The sequence below is a fragment of the Nonomuraea sp. GTA35 genome (genome assembly GCF_041950525.1).
GTDB lineage: Bacteria > Actinomycetota > Actinomycetes > Streptosporangiales > Streptosporangiaceae > Nonomuraea.
Genome location: NZ_JBGNUV010000021.1, coordinates 99,572 through 119,973, shown reverse-complemented (window position 1 = coordinate 119,973; position 20,402 = coordinate 99,572). Strand labels below are relative to the sequence as shown.

The following is a 20,402-nucleotide window of genomic DNA, read 5'->3' as shown; positions in this document are numbered from 1 at the left end:
GGTATGGAGGCGCGACCGCGTGGACGCGGAGGGCGCGGGCAGCGTGACGCGGGCGGCGTGGGACGGCGCGCAGCGGGACGCCTTGCGTCCTATGACCGGGTCGGCCAGACGGAGGCGGGATGGCCGGAAAGGGGGCGACCCCCGCCGGGGGGGAGAGCGGGGGTCGCCTGATCGGTCCGGCTCCGGGGGGGTAGAGCCGGTCCCGTTTCAGAAGAAAGCTTTCATCACTAGACCGGAGCCTGGCAAGGGACTTGCAAAGCTATCCCGTGCAAGGGCGCTCCAGTTTCTGGCGATACCCCCGTATGCTGCCCGATCGACGCGAGTTTCGTCGAGCAGCAATCTCGCATTTTCGCCAAGTTTTTTCCCCACCTGATAACGATCACATAAAGCTGATCACAGAGAGTGATCGTCACAGGTTGGTAACCGCGTCGGCGGGCCCGCCCGCCCCCATATGCCCGAAGCGCCGGTCCAAGGTCGAGTAAAGGTCTTGGTCCGAGGGGTTCCCATCAGGGCGGATCCGTCGTAGAAAGGTGTCACGGACCTCTTGTCCGGGTGCACCACCCGGGTACCCACGCGCGACCAGCCGCGGGAGGCGCGTCGTGACGGGCTTGTCCCGCTCCGACGGATTGAGGTGCACGCTTGGTAACCCGGTGTGATGCACCGGCGGACGGCGTCTCGTGACTGGGACGCCGTCAGCTATGTCAGTTTCCCGCGAGCACCCGACCTCCCCGGTGAGCGCCCTGCGGGCACCGCTCAGGTCAGCCCCGCTGCATGGCCTCACAGATCGCGGTCGTCTCCCGCACACCCAGGCTTACCGCGGAGGCACAGTGCTGTACCCAGGCGGCCACGCCCTCCGGCGACCCCTCCAGGTACGCCCGCAGCGCCTCCCCATACGGCAGCTCCAGGTGCCCCACCTCCACCGCCACCAGCGACTTCGGATCCAGCCCGTACTCGACGAGCGTCAGCCGCCCGGCCGACCGCGCCACGACCCCGTCGGCCGTGCCGAACGGCCGCAGCACCGCCAGTTCCGCGTGCACCACGGCGGCCAGCACGATCGCGGGCGCCTTCGTGGGCCGTTCCAGCAGCTCGAACAGCCCCTCCATGCGGGCCGCGGTGTCGGCCGCGCCCGGAGCCGGGCCCAGGGCGAGCGGGTCGGGAGCCTCGCCGGAGGTCCGGGGGCGGCCCAGCGTCTCCTGCGGCGCGAGGCCGGCGGCGGCGACGGCGTGCAGCCGGGCCAGCACCTGCCTGGGTGCCTTCCGCCAGGTCGAGCCCAGCCTGCCCAGCTCCGCCGACGCGCGCAGCGCGCCCTGGACGAGCGGGTCGTGCACCGCGTCCCGGCGCAGGGCGTCGAGCGGCACGTCCACGCCCTCGATGGCGGCCGACGCGCGCGCGCCGCGCAGGGACGACTCGGTGGACACCGCGGGGCTGGCCCGGCGCAGGACTCGGTGCCGGTAGAGCCTGTCGACGGCCTGCCGGGCCTCGTCCACAGCCTCGGGGACGCCGGGGAGCTGGGCGATGACGGCCAACGGGTCTGGGTCACTCACAGGAACCGACCTTACCCGCGCGCTCACGGGCGCCCGACGGCCCCCGAGCGCCACGGTGACCGAGCTGACGCTTGGTGGGTAGCAGATGGCGGACAGTGAGCATCACGCCGTGCGTGCGCAGGCCCGGCACGCCCGGGTACGTCGATAAATCCGCCACCAGGGGGCCCATAAACCCGCCTCCATCCCCGGTTCGCATATTCTCCGGATTTCAGGATGACAACATTTCAATAGCGTTTGTAATGCGCACGGATAAACCTCACCCGCTCCCACGGACTCGGTACAGACCTGTCTAGACCTCTTGTGTACGACGGTCATGAGCTGGTGAAGTGGGACACGAACCTGACCAATCTGGCCATAGAAGGAGCACGAGGTGGCCCCGGAGACCGCTGGTAACGAGACCCAGGCGTTGTCCAACCTGCTGAAGGAGAACCGCCGGTTCGAACCGCCGGCTGACCTGGCGGCGGCCGCGAACGTGACCGAAGCCGCATACAACGAGGCCGCCGCGGACCGCCTGGCCTTCTGGGAGCGCGCGGCCGAGCGGCTGACCTGGGCCAAGCGGTGGGACACGACGCTGGAGTGGAAGGCGCCGTTCGCCAAGTGGTTCGTGGGCGGCGAGCTCAACGTCGCCTACAACTGCGTCGACCGTCACGTCGAGGAGGGGCGCGGCGACAAGGTCGCCTACCACTGGGAGGGCGAGCCCGAGGGCGACACCCGCACCCTCACCTACGACGACCTGAAGCGCGAGGTCAGCAAGGCCGCCAACGCCCTGCAGGAGCTGGGCGTGGGCAAGGGCGACCGGGTCGCCATCTACATGCCGATGATCCCCGAGCTGCCGATCGCGATGCTGGCCTGCGCCCGCATCGGGGCGATCCACTCGGTGGTGTTCGGCGGGTTCTCGGCCGGCGCGCTGAAGAGCCGGATCGACGACGCCGACGCCAAGCTGGTCATCACCGCCGACGGCGGCTACCGCAGGGGCAAGCCGTCGGCGCTCAAGCCGACGGTGGACGAGGCCGTCGCCGAGTGCCCGCAGGTCGAGCACGTCCTCGTCGTACGCCGTACCGGCCAGGACGTCGCCACGAACGGCAAGGACGTCTGGTGGCACGACCTGGTGGAGCGCCAGAGCGACCAGCACACCGCCGAGCCGCACGGCGCCGAGGACCCGCTGTACATCCTCTACACCAGCGGCACCACCGGTAAGCCCAAGGGCATCCTGCACACCACCGGCGGCTACCTGACGCAGACGGCCTGGACCCACCACGCCGTCTTCGACCTCAAGCCCGAGACCGACATCTACTGGTGCACGGCCGACATCGGCTGGGTGACGGGCCACTCCTACATCGTGTACGGCCCCCTCGCCAACGGCGCCACCAGCGTCATCTACGAGGGCACCCCGGACACCCCGCACCGCGGCCGGTTCTGGGAGATCGTGCAGAAGTACAAGATCACAATCCTCTACACCGCCCCGACGGCGATCCGGACGTTCATGAAGTGGGGCGACGACATCCCCGCCAAGTACGACATGTCCAGCCTGCGCATCCTGGGCTCCGTCGGCGAGCCGATCAACCCCGAGGCGTACGTCTGGTACCGCGAGCACATCGGCGGCGCGCGCTGCCCCGTCGTGGACACCTGGTGGCAGACCGAGACCGGCGCCATCATGATCAGCCCGCTGCCCGGCGTGACCGCGGCCAAGCCGGGCGCCGCCATGCGCCCGCTGCCCGGCATCGTCGCCGACGTGGTGGACGACCAGGGCAACAGCGTCCCGAACGGCGGGGGCGGTTTCCTCGCCGTACGCGAGCCGTGGCCGTCCATGCTGCGCACCATCTGGGGCGACGACCAGCGCTACATCGACACCTACTGGAGCCGCTTCGAGGGCATGTACTTCCCCGGCGACGGCGCCAAGAAGGACGAGGACGGCGACCTGTGGCTGCTCGGCCGCGTGGACGACGTCATGCTGGTCTCCGGCCACAACATCTCCACCACCGAGGTGGAGAGCGCGCTGGTCAGCCACCCGAAGGTGGCCGAGGCGGCCGTCGTGGGCGCGACCGACCCGGTGACCGGCCAGGCCATCGTGTCGTTCGTGATCCTGCGCGGCACGGCGGAGGAGGGCGCGGACATCGCGGCCGAGCTGCGCAACCACGTGGCCAAGACGCTCGGGCCGATCGCCAAGCCGCGCCAGATCCTGGTGGTGCCCGAGCTACCCAAGACCCGCTCGGGCAAGATCATGCGCCGCCTCCTGCGCGACGTGGCCGAGAACCGCAGCATCGGCGACGTCACCACGCTGGCCGACAGCACGGTGATGAACCTGATCTCGGAGAAGCTCCCCAGCGCCAAGACCGAGGACTAGAAGCGCCCCTGTGACCGCATGTCCCGGACAAATCGGGGCATGCGGTCTCATATGGGTACGCTGTATCGCAAGGTGTGCCGGGAAGTCTGGTCGGCGAGTCAGAGCGACGAGCGCGTGCGACAGCATGCCGACCCGACCGAGGGAGTTCCTTGCGTACCGAGAAGTGGCCTTTTCCCGCCGGTGCCCGCTATGCCCGTGCCCTCGCCGAGGCGCTGCGCATGGAGACGATCGGCGGCGTCATCATGCTGGCCGCCGCCGTCATCGCCCTGCTCTGGGCGAACGTCTCCATCGACAGCTACGAGGCGCTGCGCCACGCCCACCTCGGCCCCATGGAGCTGTACCAGTGGGTCCAGCACGGCCTGCTGACGATCTTCTTCTTCGTGGCGGGGCTGGAGGTGAAGGAGGAGTTCGTCCACGGCGAGCTGGCGAACCCGCGCAAGGCCGCCCTCCCCATCATCGCCTCCGTGGCGGGCATGGTGCTGCCCGCGATCGTGTTCCTGCTGGTGAGCTGGGGGGCGCAGGACGCCGCGAGGGGGTGGGCGATCCCGACCGCCACCGACATCGCCTTCGCCCTGGCCGTGCTGGCCGTCACCGCGAGCTCGATGCCCGCGGCGCTGCGCGCGTTCCTGCTGACCTGCGCCGTCGTGGACGACCTGGGCGCCATCACGGTCATCGCCGTCTTCTACACCGAGCACGTGAACGTCCCCATGCTCCTGCTCGGCGCCGCCCTCGTGGCCGCGTACGGGCTGCTCCAGCGCCGCCTCGTCACCAGCCCGTGGGTGCTCGTCCCGCTCGCCGTGGCCGCCTGGTACGCCGTCGAGACCAGCGGCGTGCACGCCACCGTCGCGGGCGTCGCCCTCGGCCTGATGACCAGGGTCACCACGGCGGAGCACGAGCAACGCTCCCCCGCCGAGGCGGCCGATCACTACTTCCGCCCGATCTCCGCGGGTCTGGCCGTGCCCGCCTTCGCGTTCGTGTCGGCGGGGGTGAAGCTCGATGGATCAAGCCTCGGCGCTATCTTGTCCGATCGGGTAGTTCTGGGAGTGATGGCGGGACTCGTGCTCGGTAAGTTCCTCGGCGTGTTCGGCGGTGCCTGGCTGTCAGTGCGGCTCGGCCTGGCGAGACTGTCGGAGGAGCTCCACTGGCGGGACATGGCGGCGGTGTCGTTGCTGGCCGGGATCGGGTTCACGGTGTCACTGCTGGTCGGCGACCTGGCGTACGGCGACGACCCGCAGCGCGCCGAGGCCGTCACCACCGGGATCCTCGCGGCCAGCATCATCGCGTCGATCCTGGCGGCGGTGCTGCTCAACATACGGGTACGCAAGCGTCGCATTGCGCTGGATGATGTTTGACACGGCCACCAGGCCTCGATAGGAGACGTTCATGCCGCAGACTCCCGAGGAAGAATCCCTGGGCTCGCTGGTCGCCCAGGCCAGCAGTCACATCTCGTCCCTGATCCGCTCGGAGATCGAGCTGGCCAAGGCCGAGTTCAGGTTCGACGCCAAGCGGGTCGGCATGGCGGCCGGATTGTTCGCCGCCGCCGCCTTCATGGCACACCTGTGCCTGATCCTCGCCTCGTTCGCCATCGCGTACGCGCTGGCCCAGGTGATGCCCCACTGGCTGGCCTTCCTCATCGTGACCGTGGTCTACCTGCTGGCCGCGGGTCTGCTGGTGTTCATCGGGGTCCGCCGGCTCAAGGGGCTGGCCGGGATGAAGCGGACGGCCCGCTCGATCAAGGATCTCAGGGAGATCGCCACACCCGAGGAGCAGGCACTGCCCGCGCTCAACCCGGATCGCGAGCCGGTGACCCGAGATGGCGCCTGACGAGTCGGCCGTCCACATCGAGGGGCCCTGGACGCACCGCGCGGTGCACGCGGGCGGCACCCGCTTCCACGTCGTCGAGGCGGGCGAGGGGCCGCTGGTCCTGCTGCTGCACGGGTTCCCGCAGTTCTGGTGGACCTGGCGGCACCAGCTCGTCTCGCTGGCCGGGGCCGGTTACCGGGCCGTGGCGGCCGACCTGCGCGGCTACGGCGGCAGCGACAAGCCGCCGCGCGGCTACGACCTGCCCACGCTGGCCGCCGACGCGACCGGGCTGATCAGGGCGCTGGGCGAGACCGGGGCGATCGTGGTGGGCCACGACTGGGGCGGGCTGCTGGCCTGGACGATGGCCGTGCTCGACCCCAAGTGCGTGCACCGGCTCGTGGCCGTGTCCGCCCCCCACCCGCTGCGGCTGCGCAACGCGCTGCTGACCGACCCCTTCGGGCAGCTCAGGGCCAGCCGCAGGACGATCGGCTTCCAGCTCCCGCTGCTGCCCGAGCGCCGGCTCACCCGGCACGACGCGGCGCTGGTGGGGCGGCTGCTGGAGGAGCGGTCGCGCCCGGGGTGGCCGGAGCCGGCGGAGTCGCGTACGTACCGCGAGGCGTTCCTGATCCCGACCGTGGCGCACTGCGCGCTGGAGTACCACCGCTGGTTCGGCCGCTCACAGCTCCGGCCCGACGGGCGGCGGTACGCCCGCGCCATGCGTACCGAGGTCGAGGCGCCCACGCTGCACCTGCACGGGGCGCTCGACCCGAGCGTCCTGCCGCGTACGGCACAGGGTTCGAGCCGCTACGTGGCGGCGCCTTATCGGTGGCGGCTGTTCGAGGGAGCCGGCCACTTCCCCCATGAGGAGATTCCCGACGTGTTCGACACCGAGCTGCTCGGCTGGCTGTCCGATCCGGAGCCCGACCGATGAGAGACCGCGACCCCGGGGGCAGGCCCCGCAACGCCCGGCCGCGCGACGCCTACGGCCGGCCGCTGCCTTACGGGTCCGCCGGGATGCCCAGGGTGCCCGACGACTACGCGCCCACCTCCGAGCAGGCGCTGGCCGACGGGCGGCGCTTCCTGGAGGAGGGGCTGCCGTTCAACGCGCACGAGGTGTTCGAGGGGCGGTGGAAGTGCGCTCCCGAGGAGGAGCGGGAGCTGTGGCAGGGGCTGGCGCAGATCTGCGTCGGGCTGACGCACCTGCAACGGGGCAACGGGCGCGGGGCGGTGACGCTGTTCAGCAGGGGCGCGGCCAAGGCGCAGTCGTACGGCGGCGCGTACGACCCCGTCGGCAAGGCGGCCTCGGCGCTGACGCAGGACACCGGGCCGGACGAGGCCATCGCCCTGATCCTGGACAAGCTGCCCCGTTAGGCGAGTGCGGCGCGGCCGGCGATCAGCGCCCGGGTGGCCGCCGCCGCCCGCTGGACCGCCGTCTCCACGGCCCCCTCGCCCGCGCCGAACGTCCCCAGGTGCAGCAGCCCCGCGTGCCCCTGCGCGATCGCGATGACGGCCATCCCCAGCGCCTCCGCCGCCGCCGGGTCGCCCCCCGACAGGGCCATCGCGGCGTCGTGGAAGGCCGCCTTCACCGGTCGCATGGCCCGGTCCAGCTCCGGCTCCCCTGCCGGGGTGAGCGTGCCCAGCAGCGCCTCGAACAGGGCCCGGTGCCCGGCGGCGAAGCGCACGTACCCGCGGACGACCGCCACCAGCCGCTCCTCGGGCGAGTCGCCGCCGCGTTCGGCCGTCACGGCGGCGACCAGCAGCTCCCCAGTGCGCACCCCCACCTCGACCAGCAGCTCGTCGCGGTCGGCGAAGTGCCGGTAGGGGGCGCTGACCGCGACGCCGAGCCGCCTGCTCGCCTCCGCCAGCGAGAACCCCTGCACCCCCTGCTCGGCGATCAGCTCCATCGCGGTGTCGATGAGCGCGGCACGCAGGTCGCCGTGGTGGTAGCGGTCTCGTTTGGTCGTCCTGGGCACCGCATCAGGTTAGCGACAGCTCGTTCAGCCTGCCGATCTCGGTCTCGGTGAGCCGGAAGTCCATGGCGGCCGCCGCCTCGGCCGCCTGACGCGGCTTGGAGGCGCCGGGGATGGCCACGACCGTGTCGCCGTACCGGTTGATGACCCAGTTGATGGCCACCTGCGAGATCGTGACGCCGTACGCCTTGCCGATCGCGCGCATCTCGTCGATCAGCGGCCTGGTACGGGCGAGCCCCTGGGCGCTCAGCTCGCGGCGGCCGAAGAGCCTGCGCATCACCGGCGCCGACCTGGCCAGCGCGGGATCGTCGTGGAAGCGGCCGGTGAGCAGCCCGCCCTCCAGCGGCGAGTACGCGATCAGCGTCACGCCCAGCCGGCGGGCGGTGTCCAGCACGCCGTCGCGCTCGACGTTCCTGTGCACCAGGTTGATCCGCACCTGGTTCGAGGCCAGCGTGATGCCCTCTGCGGCGAGCACCCGGTGGGCGAGCTCGAGCTGGCGGGCGGAGAAGTTGCTCACCCCGACCGAGCGGATCCGGCCGGCCTTCAGCAGCCCCGCCATGGCCTTGAGCTGGGCCGGGATGCTCGACAGCGAGCCGGTCGGCATGTGGATCTGGTGCAGGTCCACGGGGAAGCCGCCGAGGTGGCGCAGGCGGTCGCCGATCGTGCGGGTGATGCTGGCGGCCGTACGGCCCAGCGGCGCCCACTTCGTGGCCACCGTCACCTCCCCCGGCGCGATCGCGCACGTCTTGAGCGCGGCGGCGAGCAGCTGCTCCGAGTGGCCGTTGCCGTACATCTCGGCCGTGTCGAACCAGTCGATCCCGCCGTCGAGCGCCGCCCGCACGACGGCGGTGGCCGTCTCCTGGTCGATGGGCCTGACCATCCAGCGCGCCATGTTCGCGGTGCCGGCGAACTGCATGCAGCCCAGGCCGATGGGGGTGATCTCGATACCGGTCTTTCCGAGCGTCCTCACCATGTGATGTCCTTTCACATTGTGAGAAGCTATCACATCGCGGCGCGCGGATGAAGGAGCCCTCTCGGCTCAGGGGATCAGTCGCACTCCAGCGTGCTGGCCGGCGTGGTGTCGTTGCGGCCCGCCGAGGCGTCCGGGGCGACCTCCTCGGCCGTCAGCACGTAACCGGTCTGCTCCTCGTTGATCGCGGCGGCGAAGATCACGCCGTAGACCTGGCCGTCCACCGTGAGCAGCGGCCCGCCGGAGTTGCCCGGCAGCACCTGGCCGCGGATGGCGTACACCTTCCGCCTGACCGTGTTCTCGCGGTAGATGTCGGGGCCCTCGGCCTCGAGCTGGCCGCCGATCCTGGCCGGCTCGGCGGTGAAGCCCTTGCCCTTCGGGAAGCCCGCTATGATCGCGTTGTCGCCGCGGCTCCCGTCGCCGTCGAAGGCGAGCTGCGGCAGGTCGAGCCCCGGCACGGCGAGGACCGCGATGTCGCGGCGCGGGTTGTAGCGCACGACCGTGGCCGTGTGGCGGTCGCCGTTGTAGTCGATCACCTGGAGGTCGCGGGTGACGCCGGCGACCACGTGCGCGTTGGTCATGATCCGGCCGCGCGCGTAGACGAAGCCGGTGCCCTCGATGTGCTTGTTGCAGCTCTCGGCGTTGCCCTGGACCTTCACGATCGCCTGGCGGGCCCGGCCCAGCTTGGCGCCCTGCAGCACGCTCTGGTCGGGCGGCTGCACGTCGATCAGCGTGCCCGCCCCGATCGCGTCGAAGACGGGCGGGAACTCCGAGCGGTCGATGAACTTCTTGAACGGCTGCTGCCAGTTGCGCGCCGCCTGCGGGATCGCGTCGTCGACCGTGGTGAGCAGCGCGGAGTTCTTCACCTGGTCGACGAGCGGGGTGAACGCCGTGGAGACGATCAGCGAGCCGATCAGCCAGGCGATGACCAGCACCGACAGCGCGCTGGCGAACGTGCCGCCGATCGCGTCGGCCATCTTGGCCGGCTCCCACGTGACGTGGCTGCGCACCACGGCGCCGAGCGTCGAGGACGCGAACTGCCCGATGGTGGCCGACAGGAACACGATCACGATGGCCAGCAGCGCCTGCGGCGTGTCACCGTCGACGACCGCCTTGGAGATGGGAGGCGCGATGAAAACGCCCAGCACGGCACCGCCCACGAACCCCACGAAGCTCATCGCCCCGATGATGAAACCCTGCCGGTAACCCGAGACGCCGAAGGCGATCACGAGGCCGATCAAGATGAGGTCAAGCAGATCACCGCGCACGCTTCAAAGGTAACCAGCGATACGGTCAAGTGTGCACGTCTTCGATCAGGACGGCGTCACTCACCTGGCTATCTTGAGCGGTATGCCGCCGGACGAGGGAACAGTGCGCGAACTCATCCAGGCTGCGCTGCGCGACACCGATCCTGACGGGCCCCTGCGCTGGCACGTGATCTCGTTGCTGCGCCAGCGAGGTGACCTGGAGTCGTTCATCGAGGCCAGGCGGTTGTGCGCCGCCGACACCGTGGCCGAGCGGTTGCTCGGCGTGGACATCATGGGGATGCTACGGCCGTTCGTGGACCGGACGCTGCCGGTGCTGCGTTACCTGGCCGCCAGCGAGGACGACGCCATGGTGCTGTACTCGGTGCTGATCGCCTTCGGCCATCTGGCCGATCCGCGGTCGCTGCCGTCCGTGATCGACCTGGCCGGTCACGTCGATCCCAGGGTGAGGTACGGGGCGGCGTACGCGCTGCAGCACGTACTGGGGGACCCGCCCGACCGGGCGGGACTGGAGACGCTGCGCACGCTGGCGGCCGACAGCGACGCCGACGTGGCCGGGTGGGCCTCGCTCGGGGTCGCGCTGCGATCGGCGCACTAGCCGGTACGCGAGGCCAGCCGCACCACGTCGGGCGGCAGGTCCTCCATGCGCGTGGGGTCCCACGGCCGTTCGAGGCCGCCCTCGCGCAGCACGGTGTCCAGCACCATCGCCGTGAACCCCCACACCAGCATCCCGCGCACCCGGAACGCGGGCCCGGCCGTGCCGCGGGGATGCCGCAGCATCACCCGGTTGCCGGGATCGACCAGCTCGGCGATCGGCACCCGCTCGACCGAGTCGACCTCGTCGGGCGAGGCCGCGTGCACCGCGGACGGCTCGCGCCACCAGGCGATCACCGGGGTGACGCGGTTGTCGCTGTAGGGGAGGTAGAGCTCGGGCATCGTGCAGATCACGTGCACCCCGCGCGGGTCGGCCCCGGTCTCCTCCTCGGCCTCCCGCAGCGCGGCCTCGATCGGCCCGGCGTCCTCGGGGTCCACGCCGCCGCCAGGGAAGGCCGGCTGGCCCGCGTGCCTGCGCCCGCGCGTGCTGCGCTGGATGAGCAGCACGTCAGGGCCGTGCGGCCCCTCGCCGAACAACATCAGCACCGCGGCCTTGCGCCCGCGCCCGTCGGGTGGCCGGAGGGGGACGGGAACTCGGGTCCGCTGCGCTTGCGCCGCCAGTCTCTCCAGCCAGTCGGGCACTTGGGTCACGCATCCTCCAACACGCCGTGGCGCCGATGACTTCCCCGCATCAGGAGAAGGGGCCGGATCTGACGAGCTTGCGGGCCTCTGCCTGGCCGGTGGGGCCGGTGCCGTACGAGGGGCACAGCGCCGCCAGCGGGCACACGCCGCACGCGGGCCGGCGGGCGTGGCAGATGCGGCGGCCGTGCCAGATCACCCGGTGGGAGAAGATCGTCCACTCGCGCTTGGGCAGCAGCTCGGCCACCACGTGCTCGATCTTGACGGGGTCGGTCTCCTCGGTCCAGCCGAAGCGGCGTACGAGGCGCTGGAAGTGGGTGTCCACGGTCAGGCCCGGCACGCCGAAGGCGTTGCCCAGCACCACGTTGGCCGTCTTGCGGCCCACGCCGGGCAGCGTGACCAGGTCTTTCAGCTTGGCGGGCACCTCACCGCCGTACCGCTCGCAGACCGTCTGGGCCATGCCGATGATGCTGTTGGTCTTCGCGCGGAAGAAGCCGGTGGAGCGGATGATCTCCTCCATCTCCTCCCGGTCCGCGGCGGCATAGTCCTCCACCGTCGGATATTTCGCGAAGAGGATGGGGGTGACCATGTTGACCCGCTTGTCCGTGCACTGCGCGGAGAGGATGGTCGCGACCAGCAGCTCCAACGGGTTGCGGAAGTCGAGCTCGCAGTGGGCGTCAGGGTAGGTCTCCGCGAGGATGCGGTTCATCTTGCGCGCCCGCCGGACCAGTGCGAGCTGGCTCTCCGGCTTGCGCCCCGCCGCGTTCGTCGCCATGCCGCAAGAGTAGAAGCTCCCGCGAACTGTTGAACCCAGGACGGGCCCGACCGCGTACAACCTGGCGCCTCGGAAGGGGGTCGTGACATGGGTGATCAGGGTGCGACGCTGGCGGAGTTCGTCAGGCAGGAAGGGCCGCTGCGCGGCCAGGCGCTGCACCGGCTGGCCGTGAGCTGCGTGGCGGCCATGGCCAAGCTGCACGCGCGCGGCACCGCCGGGATCCGGCCCGGCAAGGAGAGCGTGGCGCTCGGCGCGCGGGGGCAGGTGCTCATCGGCTGGCAGACCTCCTCCGCTCCCGGCGACCTGCCGGAGGCGGAGGACATACGGGCCTGGGCCGACCTGGTCGTGTTCGCGGCGACCGGCGCCGAGGACGGCGACCTCCGCGTGCTGACGCCGGCACTGCGCATCGCGGTCCAGCAGTGCCGCCTGCCCGACCCCGCGGCGCGCCCGAAGTCGATGGACGTGCTCCGCGTCCTGCTCAGCCGGTCCATGGCGGCGGCGGTCGCCTCGGTGGACGACCTGCTGTCCCGGCAGGCCGGATGACGTCGTGGGCACGCCCACTGGTTGGAGCGTTCTGGGGCTCGCGGACGACCCGGCTCCCGGAGATCCCGGCCAGGTACGACTGCTCGCCGACCGGCTGCTCGAGCAGGCTCGGCTGGCCGAGGACAACACCGCCAAACTGAACACGGTCGCCGGCGACAGCACCGCGCTCCGCATGCGGGGCGACTACGCCACCACCTACGCCGAGGCCCTGAGCAGCCTGCCCGGTGAGCTTGCCAAGCTGGGCAAGGCGTACCGCGGTGCGGGCTACGCCCTGCGGACGTACGCACGTGGTCTGGATGGCGCCAAAGCCCAGGCGGGCGCGGCGCTGCGCCAGGGTGGCGACGCGTCCGATCGCTATGAGGGCGCCCTGCGTGAGGTCTGGGCCCGTCTCCCCGCCGCTGCGGGCATGCGCCGGCTCACGGAGGTGGAGGCGGCCGTCAGGTCCGCCGACGCGGCGGTAGCCGCCTCGATACGCCCCGCACTCGAACGCGCCCGTACCGCCGAGTCCGACCGCGCCCGCGCCCGCAGAGTCGCTGACGAGGCTGCCCGCCTACGCGGAGACGCGGAGACCCGGGCCGTCGAGGAGATCGAGCAGGCGCTGGCCGGCAGTGGCATCCAGGACAAATCCTGGCTGGCGCAGGTGTGGGACACGATCTCGACGCCCTTCCGTTCCTGGGATGACTTCGTCAACCTGGCCAGGAACGTGGCCATGGTCGCCGGCATCGCCCTGTTGGTCGTCGGTACCGGTGGCCTGGCCGGCGCGATCCTCATGGGCGCGGTCGTGGTCGCGGGGGCGATCGTCTTCGCCGACTCGCTGAACAAGTACCGTCAGGGGAAGGCCGGCCTCGGCCAGGTCATCCTCGACGGGATCGGCATGTTCCCCGGCGGGAAGAGCGCCGGGCTGCTCGCACACGCCGCGGGAGCGCTTGCGGGGCTCGGAGTGGCGGCCAAGACCGTACGCGCCGGGCTGGGCCGGCTCGTCGGTCGCGGCCGGGGCAAGGCACCCCTGACCGACGCGCAGTTCGCCGAGCACACCAAGGCGGTGGCGAGCAAGGTCAAGGAGGCGGAGGCCCAAGGCAAGGCGACCAACGTCCGGCACACCCGCGACCCACAGGGCCGCATCTGGACGGCCGAGCGCCGGGCGCTCCACAACAAGATCATCGACGACTACTTCGCCGAGGCGGCGGACGTCCCCAACGAGCGGAAGGCCATCATGGCCGGCGGGCTCGGCGGAGCCGGCAAGTCCACGGTCCTGGAGAACCACGCGGGCATCGACCGCTCGCAGTACCTGACCATCAACCCTGACGACATCAAGGAGATTCTGGCGGCTCGCGGCGCGATCCCCGAGGTTTCCGGGCTGTCGCCCATGGAGGCCAGCGGCCTGGTCCACGAGGAGTCCTCGCACGTCGCCAAGCAGATCGCAGGGCGCGCGCTGGAAGAGGGCAAGAACGTCCTGTGGGACATCACCATGGCCTCACCGCCCTCGGTGGAGAGCCGCGTCGACGCCCTGCGCGCGGCCGGGTACCGCCAAGTCGACGCGGTCTTCGTGGACATCCCGGTGGAGATGAGCGTCGCGCGGGCCGAGGAGAGGTATCGCGCGGGCATGGAGGCATACCGGAACGGGGAGGGCCACGGCGGACGCTACCTGTCGCCCGACGTCATCCGGTCCAATGCCGACCCTGAGTGGGGCAGTGTGAACCGTGCGACGTTCGAGGGGCTCAAGGACCGCTTCGACGGCTGGTCCGTCTACGACAACTCCCGGCACGGGGAGCCGCCTAGGCTGGACTCGTCCGGCAGAGGGAGAAGGCCATGAGCGAGGTGCTCGATCTCATCGCCGCGCTGCGCAGGGGCGAGTTGGGCCTGGAGGATGTGGCGCGGCGCTTCAGGGAGCGCCACTGGGAGGAACCCGGCGCGTTCCCGGTAGACGATCTGATGGCCAAACAACTGCACGATCCGCCGCCCGACGTCCCGGGATCCGTCGACGATCTCAATCTCGCCTACGCCCGTGGCCACCTGTCCGCCGAGGAGTACGACTACCTGGCCGACGCCGCCATCGACTCCATGCGGGCGCAAGAGGACGGTTCCGGGTAGTCCGGTCACAGTACGGAAACGGCGGTCGGGTACCTTTCCCCCGGGCTTCCACGCACCCGGGCAAGCCCAGAACACTCCGGCATTCCCATAACCTGTGTGTGCTGCCCGGAGTGGGGTGAGTCACAATGGCAGCAGAGGAGGCAGAGTGAACACCGAAGATGTGCTGGGCAAGGCCCCCCTGTTCGCCGCGCTGGACCGGGAGAGCGCCGCGGCGCTGCGCACGAGCATCACCGAGGTCCAGCTGTCGAAGGGGCAGACGCTCTTCCACGAGAACGAGACGGGCGACCGGCTCTACGTCGTGCTGGAAGGCAAGATCAAGCTTTCCCGCACCTCCCCGGACGGGCGGGAGAACCTGCTGAGCGTGCTGGGGCCGAGCGAGATGTTCGGCGAGCTGTCGCTGTTCGACCCGCGGCCGCGCACGGCCACGGCGACGGCGCTGACCGAGGTGCGGCTGGCCGGTCTCGGGCACGACGACCTGCGGCCCTGGCTGACCGGCCGGCCCGAGGTCGCGCTGCACCTGCTGCGCGCGCTGGCGCAGCGGCTGCGCCGTACCAACGACGTGCTGGCCGACCTGGTCTTCACCGACGTGCCCGGGCGGGTGGCCAAGCAGCTGCTCGATCTGGCCGAGCGGTTCGGCACCAAGACCGACGACGGCCTGCGGGTGCACCACGACCTGACCCAGGAGGAGCTGGCGCAGCTCGTCGGCGCCTCGCGGGAGACGGTCAACAAGGCGCTGGCCGACTTCGCGCAGCGCGGCTGGCTGCGGATCGAGGCCAAGGCCGTGGTCATCCTCGACATGGACCGGCTCTACAACCGGTCGAGGTGATCCGGGCTCGCTACGGTGAGTCCAGGTAGTCGAGCTGCGCCGCGACCGACATCTCGGCGGCCGGCCAGAGCGAGCGGTCGACGTCGGCGTACACGATCTTGACGATCTGGCGTGGCGTGCGGGCGCCCTGCGCGCGCGCCGCCCTGATCTGGTCGAGCCGCTGCCGCCGGTGCGCGATGTAGGCGTCGAGCGCGCCGATCGGGTCGGGCAGCACCGGCCCGTGACCGGGCAGCAGGGCCCGCGCCTCCAGGCCCTCGGCCGCCGCCCTGAGCCGGTCGAGGCTGCGCAGGTAGTCGGCCAGGCCGCCGTCGCGGGCGATGATCGTGGTGCCCCTGCCGAGCACGGTGTCGCCGGTCAGCATCGCCCGGTCGGCGGGCAGCCAGAAGCACAGCGAGTCGAACGAGTGGCCCGGCGTGCCGTACACGTGGATCTCCAGGCCGCCCACGGTCACCACGTCGCCGTCGCCGAGCCCCTCCTCGCCCAGCCGGTGGCGCGGGTCCAGGGCGCGCACGGGCGCGTCGACCATGCCGGCGAAGGCGCGCGCGCCGCCGCTGTGGTCGAAGTGGCCGTGGGTGAGCAGGATCTCGGTGACGCGGCGCTCGCCGAGATGGTCGCGTACGCGGCTCAGGTGCGCCTGGTCGTCCGGGCCCGGATCGACGACGACCACCTCCTCGCCGGCTCCGATCACCCACGTGTTGGTGCCGTCGAGGGTCATCGCCGAGGGGTTGGGGGCGAGCAGGTTCTCGGCGTGTTCCGTACGGGAACCGTCGGGCGTGCCGATCGGGATGTGCAGGCCGCTCATCGCGTCACCAACCGCATCTCCCCCTCGATCTCCACGGCCCTGGGCATGATCGTCTCGATCTCCCGGGGCGCGGCCAGGACGTCGGCCACGCTGTCGTACGCGCTCAGCTCGGTCAGCGTGTGCTGGGTGGGCGGCATCAGGAAGAACCCGCTGTTCAGCGCCTCGCCGGGGCGTCGCCACACCACCCGGTCGGCCTCCCCGCCCACGTCGCGCGTGCGCTGCCCCTCGGGCAGCACGGCGACGAAGAACCGGGTGTCGAAGCGCCTGTGCTCGATCTCCGGCGTGATCCAGTGGGCCCAGGGCTTGAGCAGGTCGGCGCGGAGCACCAGGCCGCGCCTGGCGAGGAAGTCGGCGAAGCCGAGGCTGCGGTCGATGAGCGCCAGCCTGTCGGACTCCCAGTCGTCCCCTGTCGTGTCGGCCACCACCGAGCCGGGCCCGGGGCCGGCCAGGAGCACGCCGGACTCCTCGAACGTCTCGCGCACGGCCGCGCACACCAGCCCGCGCGCCAGCCGCTCGTCGGCCTTGAAGACCTCGCCCCACTCCGCCGGGGACGGCCCGGCCCAGGCGACGGCCTGGTCGGTGTCGCGCACGTCCACGGAGCCGCCGGGGAAGACGTACGCGCCCGCGGCGAAGGCCATCGTCGCCTTGCGCCGCAGCAGGTAGACCTCCGGCCCCGGGCGCAGGAGCACCACCGTGGCGGCGTCCCGCGCCGGCACCGGCTGGACCCTGCCGGCCAGGACGTCCCGCGCCCGGTCGGCGAGCTCGGCAGGAAGCGGCAATCCGGTCACATGACCTCCTCCTAGAACATCACTCGGTCATGGTGACATATGCCCGCTTCAGCCGACTTCGGCGATCAGCTCCACCTCGACGGGCGCGTCCAGCGGCAGGGCGGTCACGCCCACGGCGCTGCGCGCGTGCCTGCCCTGGTCCCCGAACACCTCGGCGAGCAGGTCGCTGGCGCCGTTGGCCACCTGCGGCTGCTCGGTGAAGTCGGGAGCGCTGGCGACGAAGACCACGACCTTGACGATCCGCCGCACCCTGGACAGCTCGCCCAGCTCCGCCTTCAGCGCGGCCAGCGCGTTGAGCACGCAGATGCGGGCCTGCGCCTTGCCCTCGTCGACGCCCAGGTCGACGCCGAGCTTGCCGGTCTGGTGCAGCTTGCCCTCGAGCATCGGCACCTGGCCCGAGGTGTAGACCAGGTCGCCGGTGCGGGCGGTGGGCACGTACGAGCCCACCGGCGTGACGGGCGGCGGCAGGGTGAACCCCAGCTCCTCGACTCGCTGCTCGGGCGTCGTCACTGCTTCTCCCGCTTGAAGTAGGCGACGAGCTGCTCGGGCGTGGCGCCCTGGACGATCTGGACCAGCTCCCAGCCGTCGGCGCCGAAGTTGTCGAGGATCATCTTCGTGTTGTGGATCAGCACGGGTGCCGTGAGGTACTCCCATTTCTTCATGGGGATCAGCGTAGTGTGAGCAATCTCAAAGGATGGTCGCAGGCAGACGACAAGTGACCGTTCGGTAGCGTGGAGGCGTGGACTCTCCGGACACGGATTGGGCCGACGTACGGCTGCATGTCGTCACCGGCAAGGGCGGCACCGGCAAGACGACCGTCGCCGCCGCTCTCGCTCTCGCCCTGGCCTCGGGCGGCCGCAAGGTGCTGCTGGTGGAGGTGGAGGGCAGGCAGGGCATCGCGCAGATCTTCGACCTGCCGCCGCTGCCGTACGAGGAGCGCAGGATCGCGGTCGCGCCGTCCGGCGGCGACGTGTACGCGCTGGCCATCGATCCCGAGGAGGCCATGCTCGAGTACATGGAGATGTTCTACGGGATGCGCAGGGCGGGCAGGGCGCTGACCAAGATGGGCATCGTCGACTTCGCCACCACCGTGGCTCCCGGCTTCCGCGACGTGCTCGTCACCGGCAAGACCACCGAGGCCGTGCGCCGGCGCGGGAAGAACGGCCGCCGCATCTACGACGCCGTCGTGCTCGACGCGCCGCCCACCGGCCGCATCACGCGCTTCCTGAACGTCACCAAGGAGGTGGCCGGCCTGGCCAGGGTCGGCCCCATCAAGAACCACTCCGAGCTCGTCAGCGGCGTCGTGAAGTCCCCCGAGACGGCTGTGCACTTCGTCACGCTGCTGGAGGAGATGCCGGTGCAGGAGACGCTCGACGGCATTTCCGAATTGCGCGCGGCCGGCCTGCCCGCCGGTGGCGTGTTCATCAACATGGTGCGCCAGTCCCTGCTGCCACAGGCCGCTCTTGACACGGCTGTCAAGGGCCGCTTCGACGCCGAGGAGCTGGCGCTGGGCCTCAAGGCGGCGGGCGTGACCGACGGCTCGCAGGCCACGGCGCTGGCCGGGGCGCTCGCCGAGGAGGTCGTGGAGCACGCCCACCGCACCGAGCTGGAGCGCGCCGAGCGGGAGACGCTGGCCGGGGCCGGGCTGACGAGGTACGAGCTGCCGCTGCTGGCCGACGGCGTGGACCTGGCCGGCCTGTACGAGCTGGCAGAGAGCATGCGCACCCAGGGAGCAGCGTGAAGAAGCCCGCCCGGCTCGACATCGACGCCATCCTCGACGACAAGGGCACCAGGATCATCGTCTGCTGCGGCGCCGGCGGCGTGGGCAAGACCACGACCGCGGCGGCGCTCGGCCTGCGGGCCGCCGAGCGCGGCAGGTGCGCGGTCGTGCTGACCGTCGACCCCGCCAGGCGGCTGGCCCAGTCGATGGGCCTGACCGAGCTGGACAACACCCCGCGCCTGATCAGCTCGCCCGAGGGCGGTGGCCAGCTCTACGCGATGATGCTCGACATGAAGCGCACGTTCGACGAGATCATCGAGGCGCACGCCGATCCCGTACGGGCCCGCCAGATCCTGTCGAACCCCTTCTACCAGTCCCTGTCGTCCAGCTTCTCCGGCACGCAGGAGTACATGGCCATGGAGAAGCTGGGCCAGCTCCGCCGCTCCGACGAGTGGGACCTGATCATCGTGGACACGCCGCCCTCGCGCTCGGCGCTCGACTTCCTCGACGCGCCGGAGCGGCTCGGGCGCTTCCTCGACGGCCGGTTCATCAAGCTGCTGACGGCCCCCGCCAAGGCGGGAGGTCGCAGCGCGTTCCGGCTGCTCAACGCCGGGTTCGGGCTGATGGCAGGGGCGATGACCAAGCTGCTGGGCGCCCAGGTGATCAAGGATCTGCAGACGTTCGTGTCGGCGCTCGACGCGGTGTTCGGCGGGTTCAGGCAGCGGGCCGAGATGACGTACCGGCTGCTGCAGGCGCCGGGCACGGCCTTCCTGGTGGTGGCCGCGCCGGAGCGCGACGCGATGCGCGAGGCGTCCTACTTCGTCGAGCGCCTGGCCGAGGAGCGCATGCCCCTGGCCGGCCTCGTCGTCAATCGCGTGCACGAGGTGCCCGCCTCGGGGCTCTCCGCCGCCCGCAGCGCCGCCGCCGCGGAGGACTTGGAGTCGAGGGGCGAGCACGAGCTCACCGCCGCCGTGCTGCGGCTGCACGCCGGGCGGATGCAGCTCGCCGCTCGCGAGAGCCGCGAGCAGGAGCATTTCGTCTCGGCCCACCCCACGGTGCCCGTGGTGCAGGTCCGCGCCATGTCCGAGGACGTCCACGATCTCACCGGGTTGCGGGAGATCGGGAACCTGCTGGCCACCGCATAGAAGTACGGCCGGCGGCGGCGCCGGCCGTACGCGGTCGCCGGGCTGGGATCAGCCCGCGATCAGCTCGTTGGTTCGTTCGTACTCTTCCTTGGCCGACTCGAGCAGCTCTCGCCACGAGTCCACGTCGGGCCGCCGTCGAAGCAGCGCACGTCGTTCCCGTTCAGTCATACCGCCCCACACCCCGAACTCGATGCGGTTGTCCAGCGCATCGGCGAGGCATTCAGTACGGACCGGGCAGCCACGGCAGATGAGCTTGGCCCTGTTCTGCGCGGCGCCCTGCACGAACAGGGCATCCGGATCCGCACCCTTACAGGCGGCACGGGAGGTCCAATCCGTGATCCACATTTTTCGACCCCACTCCCCTTAGGTGGTCAGTCGTCATTTGGGGCCGACGGGCGCGGGCGCCGAGCCTCCGTATTCAGTTGCCGCAGAGGAGAACGTACGCAACTACCCGTTCGGGCCGACAGACCCCAGAGGACCAATTTCTCGCGGCCGTCTTGACCGGGAATGACTAGTCACCCCCGCCAGTCAAGGCGAAATGGTGTCGTGCTACCGATTCGGTCAGTCTTTCCGCGTACTCTTG

The 20,402-nt window shown here is 70.9% G+C and carries 23 protein-coding genes; 12 read left to right on the top strand and 11 right to left on the bottom strand.

The genetic code is table 11. The features are described 5' to 3' along the window. Positions 1-758: 758 nt before the first annotated feature. The gene (locus tag ACBJ32_RS53710) at positions 759-1,544 is read right to left on the bottom strand and encodes an oxidoreductase (protein ID WP_357875135.1); all 786 of its coding nucleotides are present in this window, start codon (positions 1,542-1,544) and stop codon (positions 759-761) included. A 370-nt stretch (positions 1,545-1,914) separates the two neighbouring features. On the opposite strand from ACBJ32_RS53710, the gene acs reads away from it, so the two are divergent. From acs to ACBJ32_RS53685, 5 genes are all read left to right on the top strand, one after another. Continuing rightward, entirely contained in the window at positions 1,915-3,888 is a 1,974-nt protein-coding gene (gene acs, locus ACBJ32_RS53705) for an acetate--CoA ligase (RefSeq protein WP_375133461.1), read from the top strand. Between the two features lie 149 nt (positions 3,889-4,037). After that, positions 4,038-5,240 (top strand): Na+/H+ antiporter NhaA, encoded by a 1,203-nt coding sequence (nhaA, locus tag ACBJ32_RS53700; RefSeq protein WP_375133460.1) that lies wholly within the window; start codon positions 4,038-4,040, stop codon positions 5,238-5,240. A 31-nt stretch (positions 5,241-5,271) separates the two neighbouring features. Beyond that, positions 5,272-5,712 carry a phage holin family protein gene (locus tag ACBJ32_RS53695; protein ID WP_357875129.1) on the top strand — a complete coding sequence of 147 codons (441 nt, stop codon included), beginning with the start codon at positions 5,272-5,274 and terminating at the stop codon, positions 5,710-5,712. Continuing rightward, entirely contained in the window at positions 5,702-6,622 is a 921-nt protein-coding gene (locus ACBJ32_RS53690; protein ID WP_375133459.1) for an alpha/beta fold hydrolase, read from the top strand. Before ACBJ32_RS53695 ends, ACBJ32_RS53690 begins: the two co-directional genes overlap by 11 nt. After that, positions 6,619-7,062 carry a DUF309 domain-containing protein gene (locus tag ACBJ32_RS53685; protein ID WP_375133458.1) on the top strand — a complete coding sequence of 148 codons (444 nt, stop codon included), beginning with the start codon at positions 6,619-6,621 and terminating at the stop codon, positions 7,060-7,062. Before ACBJ32_RS53690 ends, ACBJ32_RS53685 begins: the two co-directional genes overlap by 4 nt. Here the strand turns inward: ACBJ32_RS53685 and ACBJ32_RS53680 are convergent. From ACBJ32_RS53680 to ACBJ32_RS53670, 3 genes are all read right to left on the bottom strand, one after another. Continuing rightward, the gene (locus tag ACBJ32_RS53680; protein WP_357875123.1) at positions 7,059-7,664 is read right to left on the bottom strand and encodes a TetR/AcrR family transcriptional regulator; all 606 of its coding nucleotides are present in this window, start codon (positions 7,662-7,664) and stop codon (positions 7,059-7,061) included. The genes ACBJ32_RS53685 and ACBJ32_RS53680 overlap by 4 nt on opposite strands. Before the next feature lie 4 nt (positions 7,665-7,668). Then, positions 7,669-8,634, bottom strand: coding sequence for an aldo/keto reductase (locus ACBJ32_RS53675; RefSeq protein ID WP_375133457.1), 966 nt, complete (start codon positions 8,632-8,634; stop codon positions 7,669-7,671). 74 nt (positions 8,635-8,708) lie between these two features. Next, complete coding sequence (locus ACBJ32_RS53670) at positions 8,709-9,899, bottom strand: MarP family serine protease (RefSeq protein WP_375133456.1); 1,191 nt, start codon at positions 9,897-9,899, stop codon at positions 8,709-8,711. Between the two features lie 103 nt (positions 9,900-10,002). On the opposite strand from ACBJ32_RS53670, the gene ACBJ32_RS53665 reads away from it, so the two are divergent. After that, positions 10,003-10,494 carry a HEAT repeat domain-containing protein gene (locus tag ACBJ32_RS53665; protein ID WP_375133455.1) on the top strand — a complete coding sequence of 164 codons (492 nt, stop codon included), beginning with the start codon at positions 10,003-10,005 and terminating at the stop codon, positions 10,492-10,494. Here ACBJ32_RS53665 and ACBJ32_RS53660 read toward each other — a convergent pair. Next, a complete protein-coding gene (locus ACBJ32_RS53660; RefSeq protein ID WP_357875112.1) occupies positions 10,491-11,141 on the bottom strand; it encodes a CoA pyrophosphatase in 651 nt (216 codons plus the stop codon). The two genes, ACBJ32_RS53665 and ACBJ32_RS53660, sit on opposite strands and share 4 nt — an antisense overlap. 40 nt (positions 11,142-11,181) lie before the next feature. Beyond that, the gene (gene nth, locus ACBJ32_RS53655; protein ID WP_357875109.1) at positions 11,182-11,904 is read right to left on the bottom strand and encodes an endonuclease III; all 723 of its coding nucleotides are present in this window, start codon (positions 11,902-11,904) and stop codon (positions 11,182-11,184) included. Positions 11,905-11,991: 87 nt separating this feature from the next. On the opposite strand from nth, the gene ACBJ32_RS53650 reads away from it, so the two are divergent. The 4 genes from ACBJ32_RS53650 to ACBJ32_RS53635 all read left to right on the top strand — a co-directional run bounded on the left by ACBJ32_RS53650 (position 11,992) and on the right by ACBJ32_RS53635 (position 15,364). Further along, complete coding sequence (locus ACBJ32_RS53650) at positions 11,992-12,447, top strand: hypothetical protein (RefSeq protein ID WP_375133454.1); 456 nt, start codon at positions 11,992-11,994, stop codon at positions 12,445-12,447. Positions 12,448-12,451: 4 nt separating this feature from the next. Next, positions 12,452-14,260: a zeta toxin family protein gene (locus ACBJ32_RS53645; RefSeq protein WP_375133453.1), complete on the top strand. Its 1,809-nt coding sequence runs from the start codon at positions 12,452-12,454 to the stop codon at positions 14,258-14,260. Further along, on the top strand, positions 14,257-14,538 hold the full coding sequence (locus ACBJ32_RS53640) for a hypothetical protein (RefSeq protein ID WP_375133452.1): 282 nt from the start codon (positions 14,257-14,259) through the stop codon (positions 14,536-14,538). Before ACBJ32_RS53645 ends, ACBJ32_RS53640 begins: the two co-directional genes overlap by 4 nt. Positions 14,539-14,683: 145 nt before the next feature. Further along, the gene (locus ACBJ32_RS53635; RefSeq protein WP_043629901.1) at positions 14,684-15,364 is read left to right on the top strand and encodes a Crp/Fnr family transcriptional regulator; all 681 of its coding nucleotides are present in this window, start codon (positions 14,684-14,686) and stop codon (positions 15,362-15,364) included. A 10-nt stretch (positions 15,365-15,374) separates the two neighbouring features. On the opposite strand, the gene ACBJ32_RS53630 is transcribed toward ACBJ32_RS53635, so the two are convergent. The 4 genes from ACBJ32_RS53630 to ACBJ32_RS53615 are packed head-to-tail and all read right to left on the bottom strand — an operon-like array spanning position 15,375 to position 17,616. Beyond that, a complete protein-coding gene (locus ACBJ32_RS53630) occupies positions 15,375-16,166 on the bottom strand; it encodes an MBL fold metallo-hydrolase (RefSeq protein WP_357875101.1) in 792 nt (263 codons plus the stop codon). Next, the gene (locus ACBJ32_RS53625) at positions 16,163-16,945 is read right to left on the bottom strand and encodes an NUDIX hydrolase (protein WP_357875327.1); all 783 of its coding nucleotides are present in this window, start codon (positions 16,943-16,945) and stop codon (positions 16,163-16,165) included. Before ACBJ32_RS53625 ends, ACBJ32_RS53630 begins: the two co-directional genes overlap by 4 nt. 57 nt (positions 16,946-17,002) lie before the next feature. Continuing rightward, the gene (locus ACBJ32_RS53620) at positions 17,003-17,464 is read right to left on the bottom strand and encodes a RidA family protein (RefSeq protein WP_357875098.1); all 462 of its coding nucleotides are present in this window, start codon (positions 17,462-17,464) and stop codon (positions 17,003-17,005) included. After that, complete coding sequence (locus tag ACBJ32_RS53615) at positions 17,461-17,616, bottom strand: DUF4177 domain-containing protein (RefSeq protein WP_148438127.1); 156 nt, start codon at positions 17,614-17,616, stop codon at positions 17,461-17,463. The genes ACBJ32_RS53620 and ACBJ32_RS53615 overlap by 4 nt, the downstream gene beginning before the upstream one ends. Positions 17,617-17,693: 77 nt before the next feature. Here ACBJ32_RS53615 and ACBJ32_RS53610 point away from each other — a divergent pair, with 77 nt between their 5' ends. After that, positions 17,694-18,695 (top strand): ArsA-related P-loop ATPase, encoded by a 1,002-nt coding sequence (locus ACBJ32_RS53610; protein ID WP_357875095.1) that lies wholly within the window; start codon positions 17,694-17,696, stop codon positions 18,693-18,695. Next, a complete protein-coding gene (locus ACBJ32_RS53605) occupies positions 18,692-19,819 on the top strand; it encodes an ArsA family ATPase (protein WP_357875092.1) in 1,128 nt (375 codons plus the stop codon). Before ACBJ32_RS53610 ends, ACBJ32_RS53605 begins: the two co-directional genes overlap by 4 nt. Before the next feature lie 48 nt (positions 19,820-19,867). Here the strand turns inward: ACBJ32_RS53605 and ACBJ32_RS53600 are convergent, their stop codons facing one another. Further along, a complete protein-coding gene (locus ACBJ32_RS53600) occupies positions 19,868-20,164 on the bottom strand; it encodes a WhiB family transcriptional regulator (RefSeq protein WP_020542548.1) in 297 nt (98 codons plus the stop codon). Between the last annotated feature and the right edge of the window lie 238 nt (positions 20,165-20,402).

Bases quoted from the DNA above. Each gene is read 5' to 3' on its own strand.
- ACBJ32_RS53695 (WP_357875129.1), top strand. From the start codon at position 5,272: ATGCCGCAGACTCCCGAGGAAGAATCCCTGGGCTCGCTGGTCGCCCAG.
- ACBJ32_RS53690 (WP_375133459.1), top strand. From the start codon at position 5,702: ATGGCGCCTGACGAGTCGGCCGTCCACATCGAGGGGCCCTGGACGCAC.
- ACBJ32_RS53685 (WP_375133458.1), top strand. From the start codon at position 6,619: ATGAGAGACCGCGACCCCGGGGGCAGGCCCCGCAACGCCCGGCCGCGC.
- ACBJ32_RS53675 (WP_375133457.1), bottom strand. From the start codon at position 8,634: ATGGTGAGGACGCTCGGAAAGACCGGTATCGAGATCACCCCCATCGGC.
- nth (WP_357875109.1), bottom strand. From the start codon at position 11,904: ATGGCGACGAACGCGGCGGGGCGCAAGCCGGAGAGCCAGCTCGCACTG.
- ACBJ32_RS53650 (WP_375133454.1), top strand. From the start codon at position 11,992: ATGGGTGATCAGGGTGCGACGCTGGCGGAGTTCGTCAGGCAGGAAGGG.
- ACBJ32_RS53640 (WP_375133452.1), top strand. From the start codon at position 14,257: ATGAGCGAGGTGCTCGATCTCATCGCCGCGCTGCGCAGGGGCGAGTTG.
- ACBJ32_RS53630 (WP_357875101.1), bottom strand. From the start codon at position 16,166: ATGAGCGGCCTGCACATCCCGATCGGCACGCCCGACGGTTCCCGTACG.
- ACBJ32_RS53615 (WP_148438127.1), bottom strand. From the start codon at position 17,616: ATGAAGAAATGGGAGTACCTCACGGCACCCGTGCTGATCCACAACACG.
- ACBJ32_RS53600 (WP_020542548.1), bottom strand. From the start codon at position 20,164: ATGTGGATCACGGATTGGACCTCCCGTGCCGCCTGTAAGGGTGCGGAT.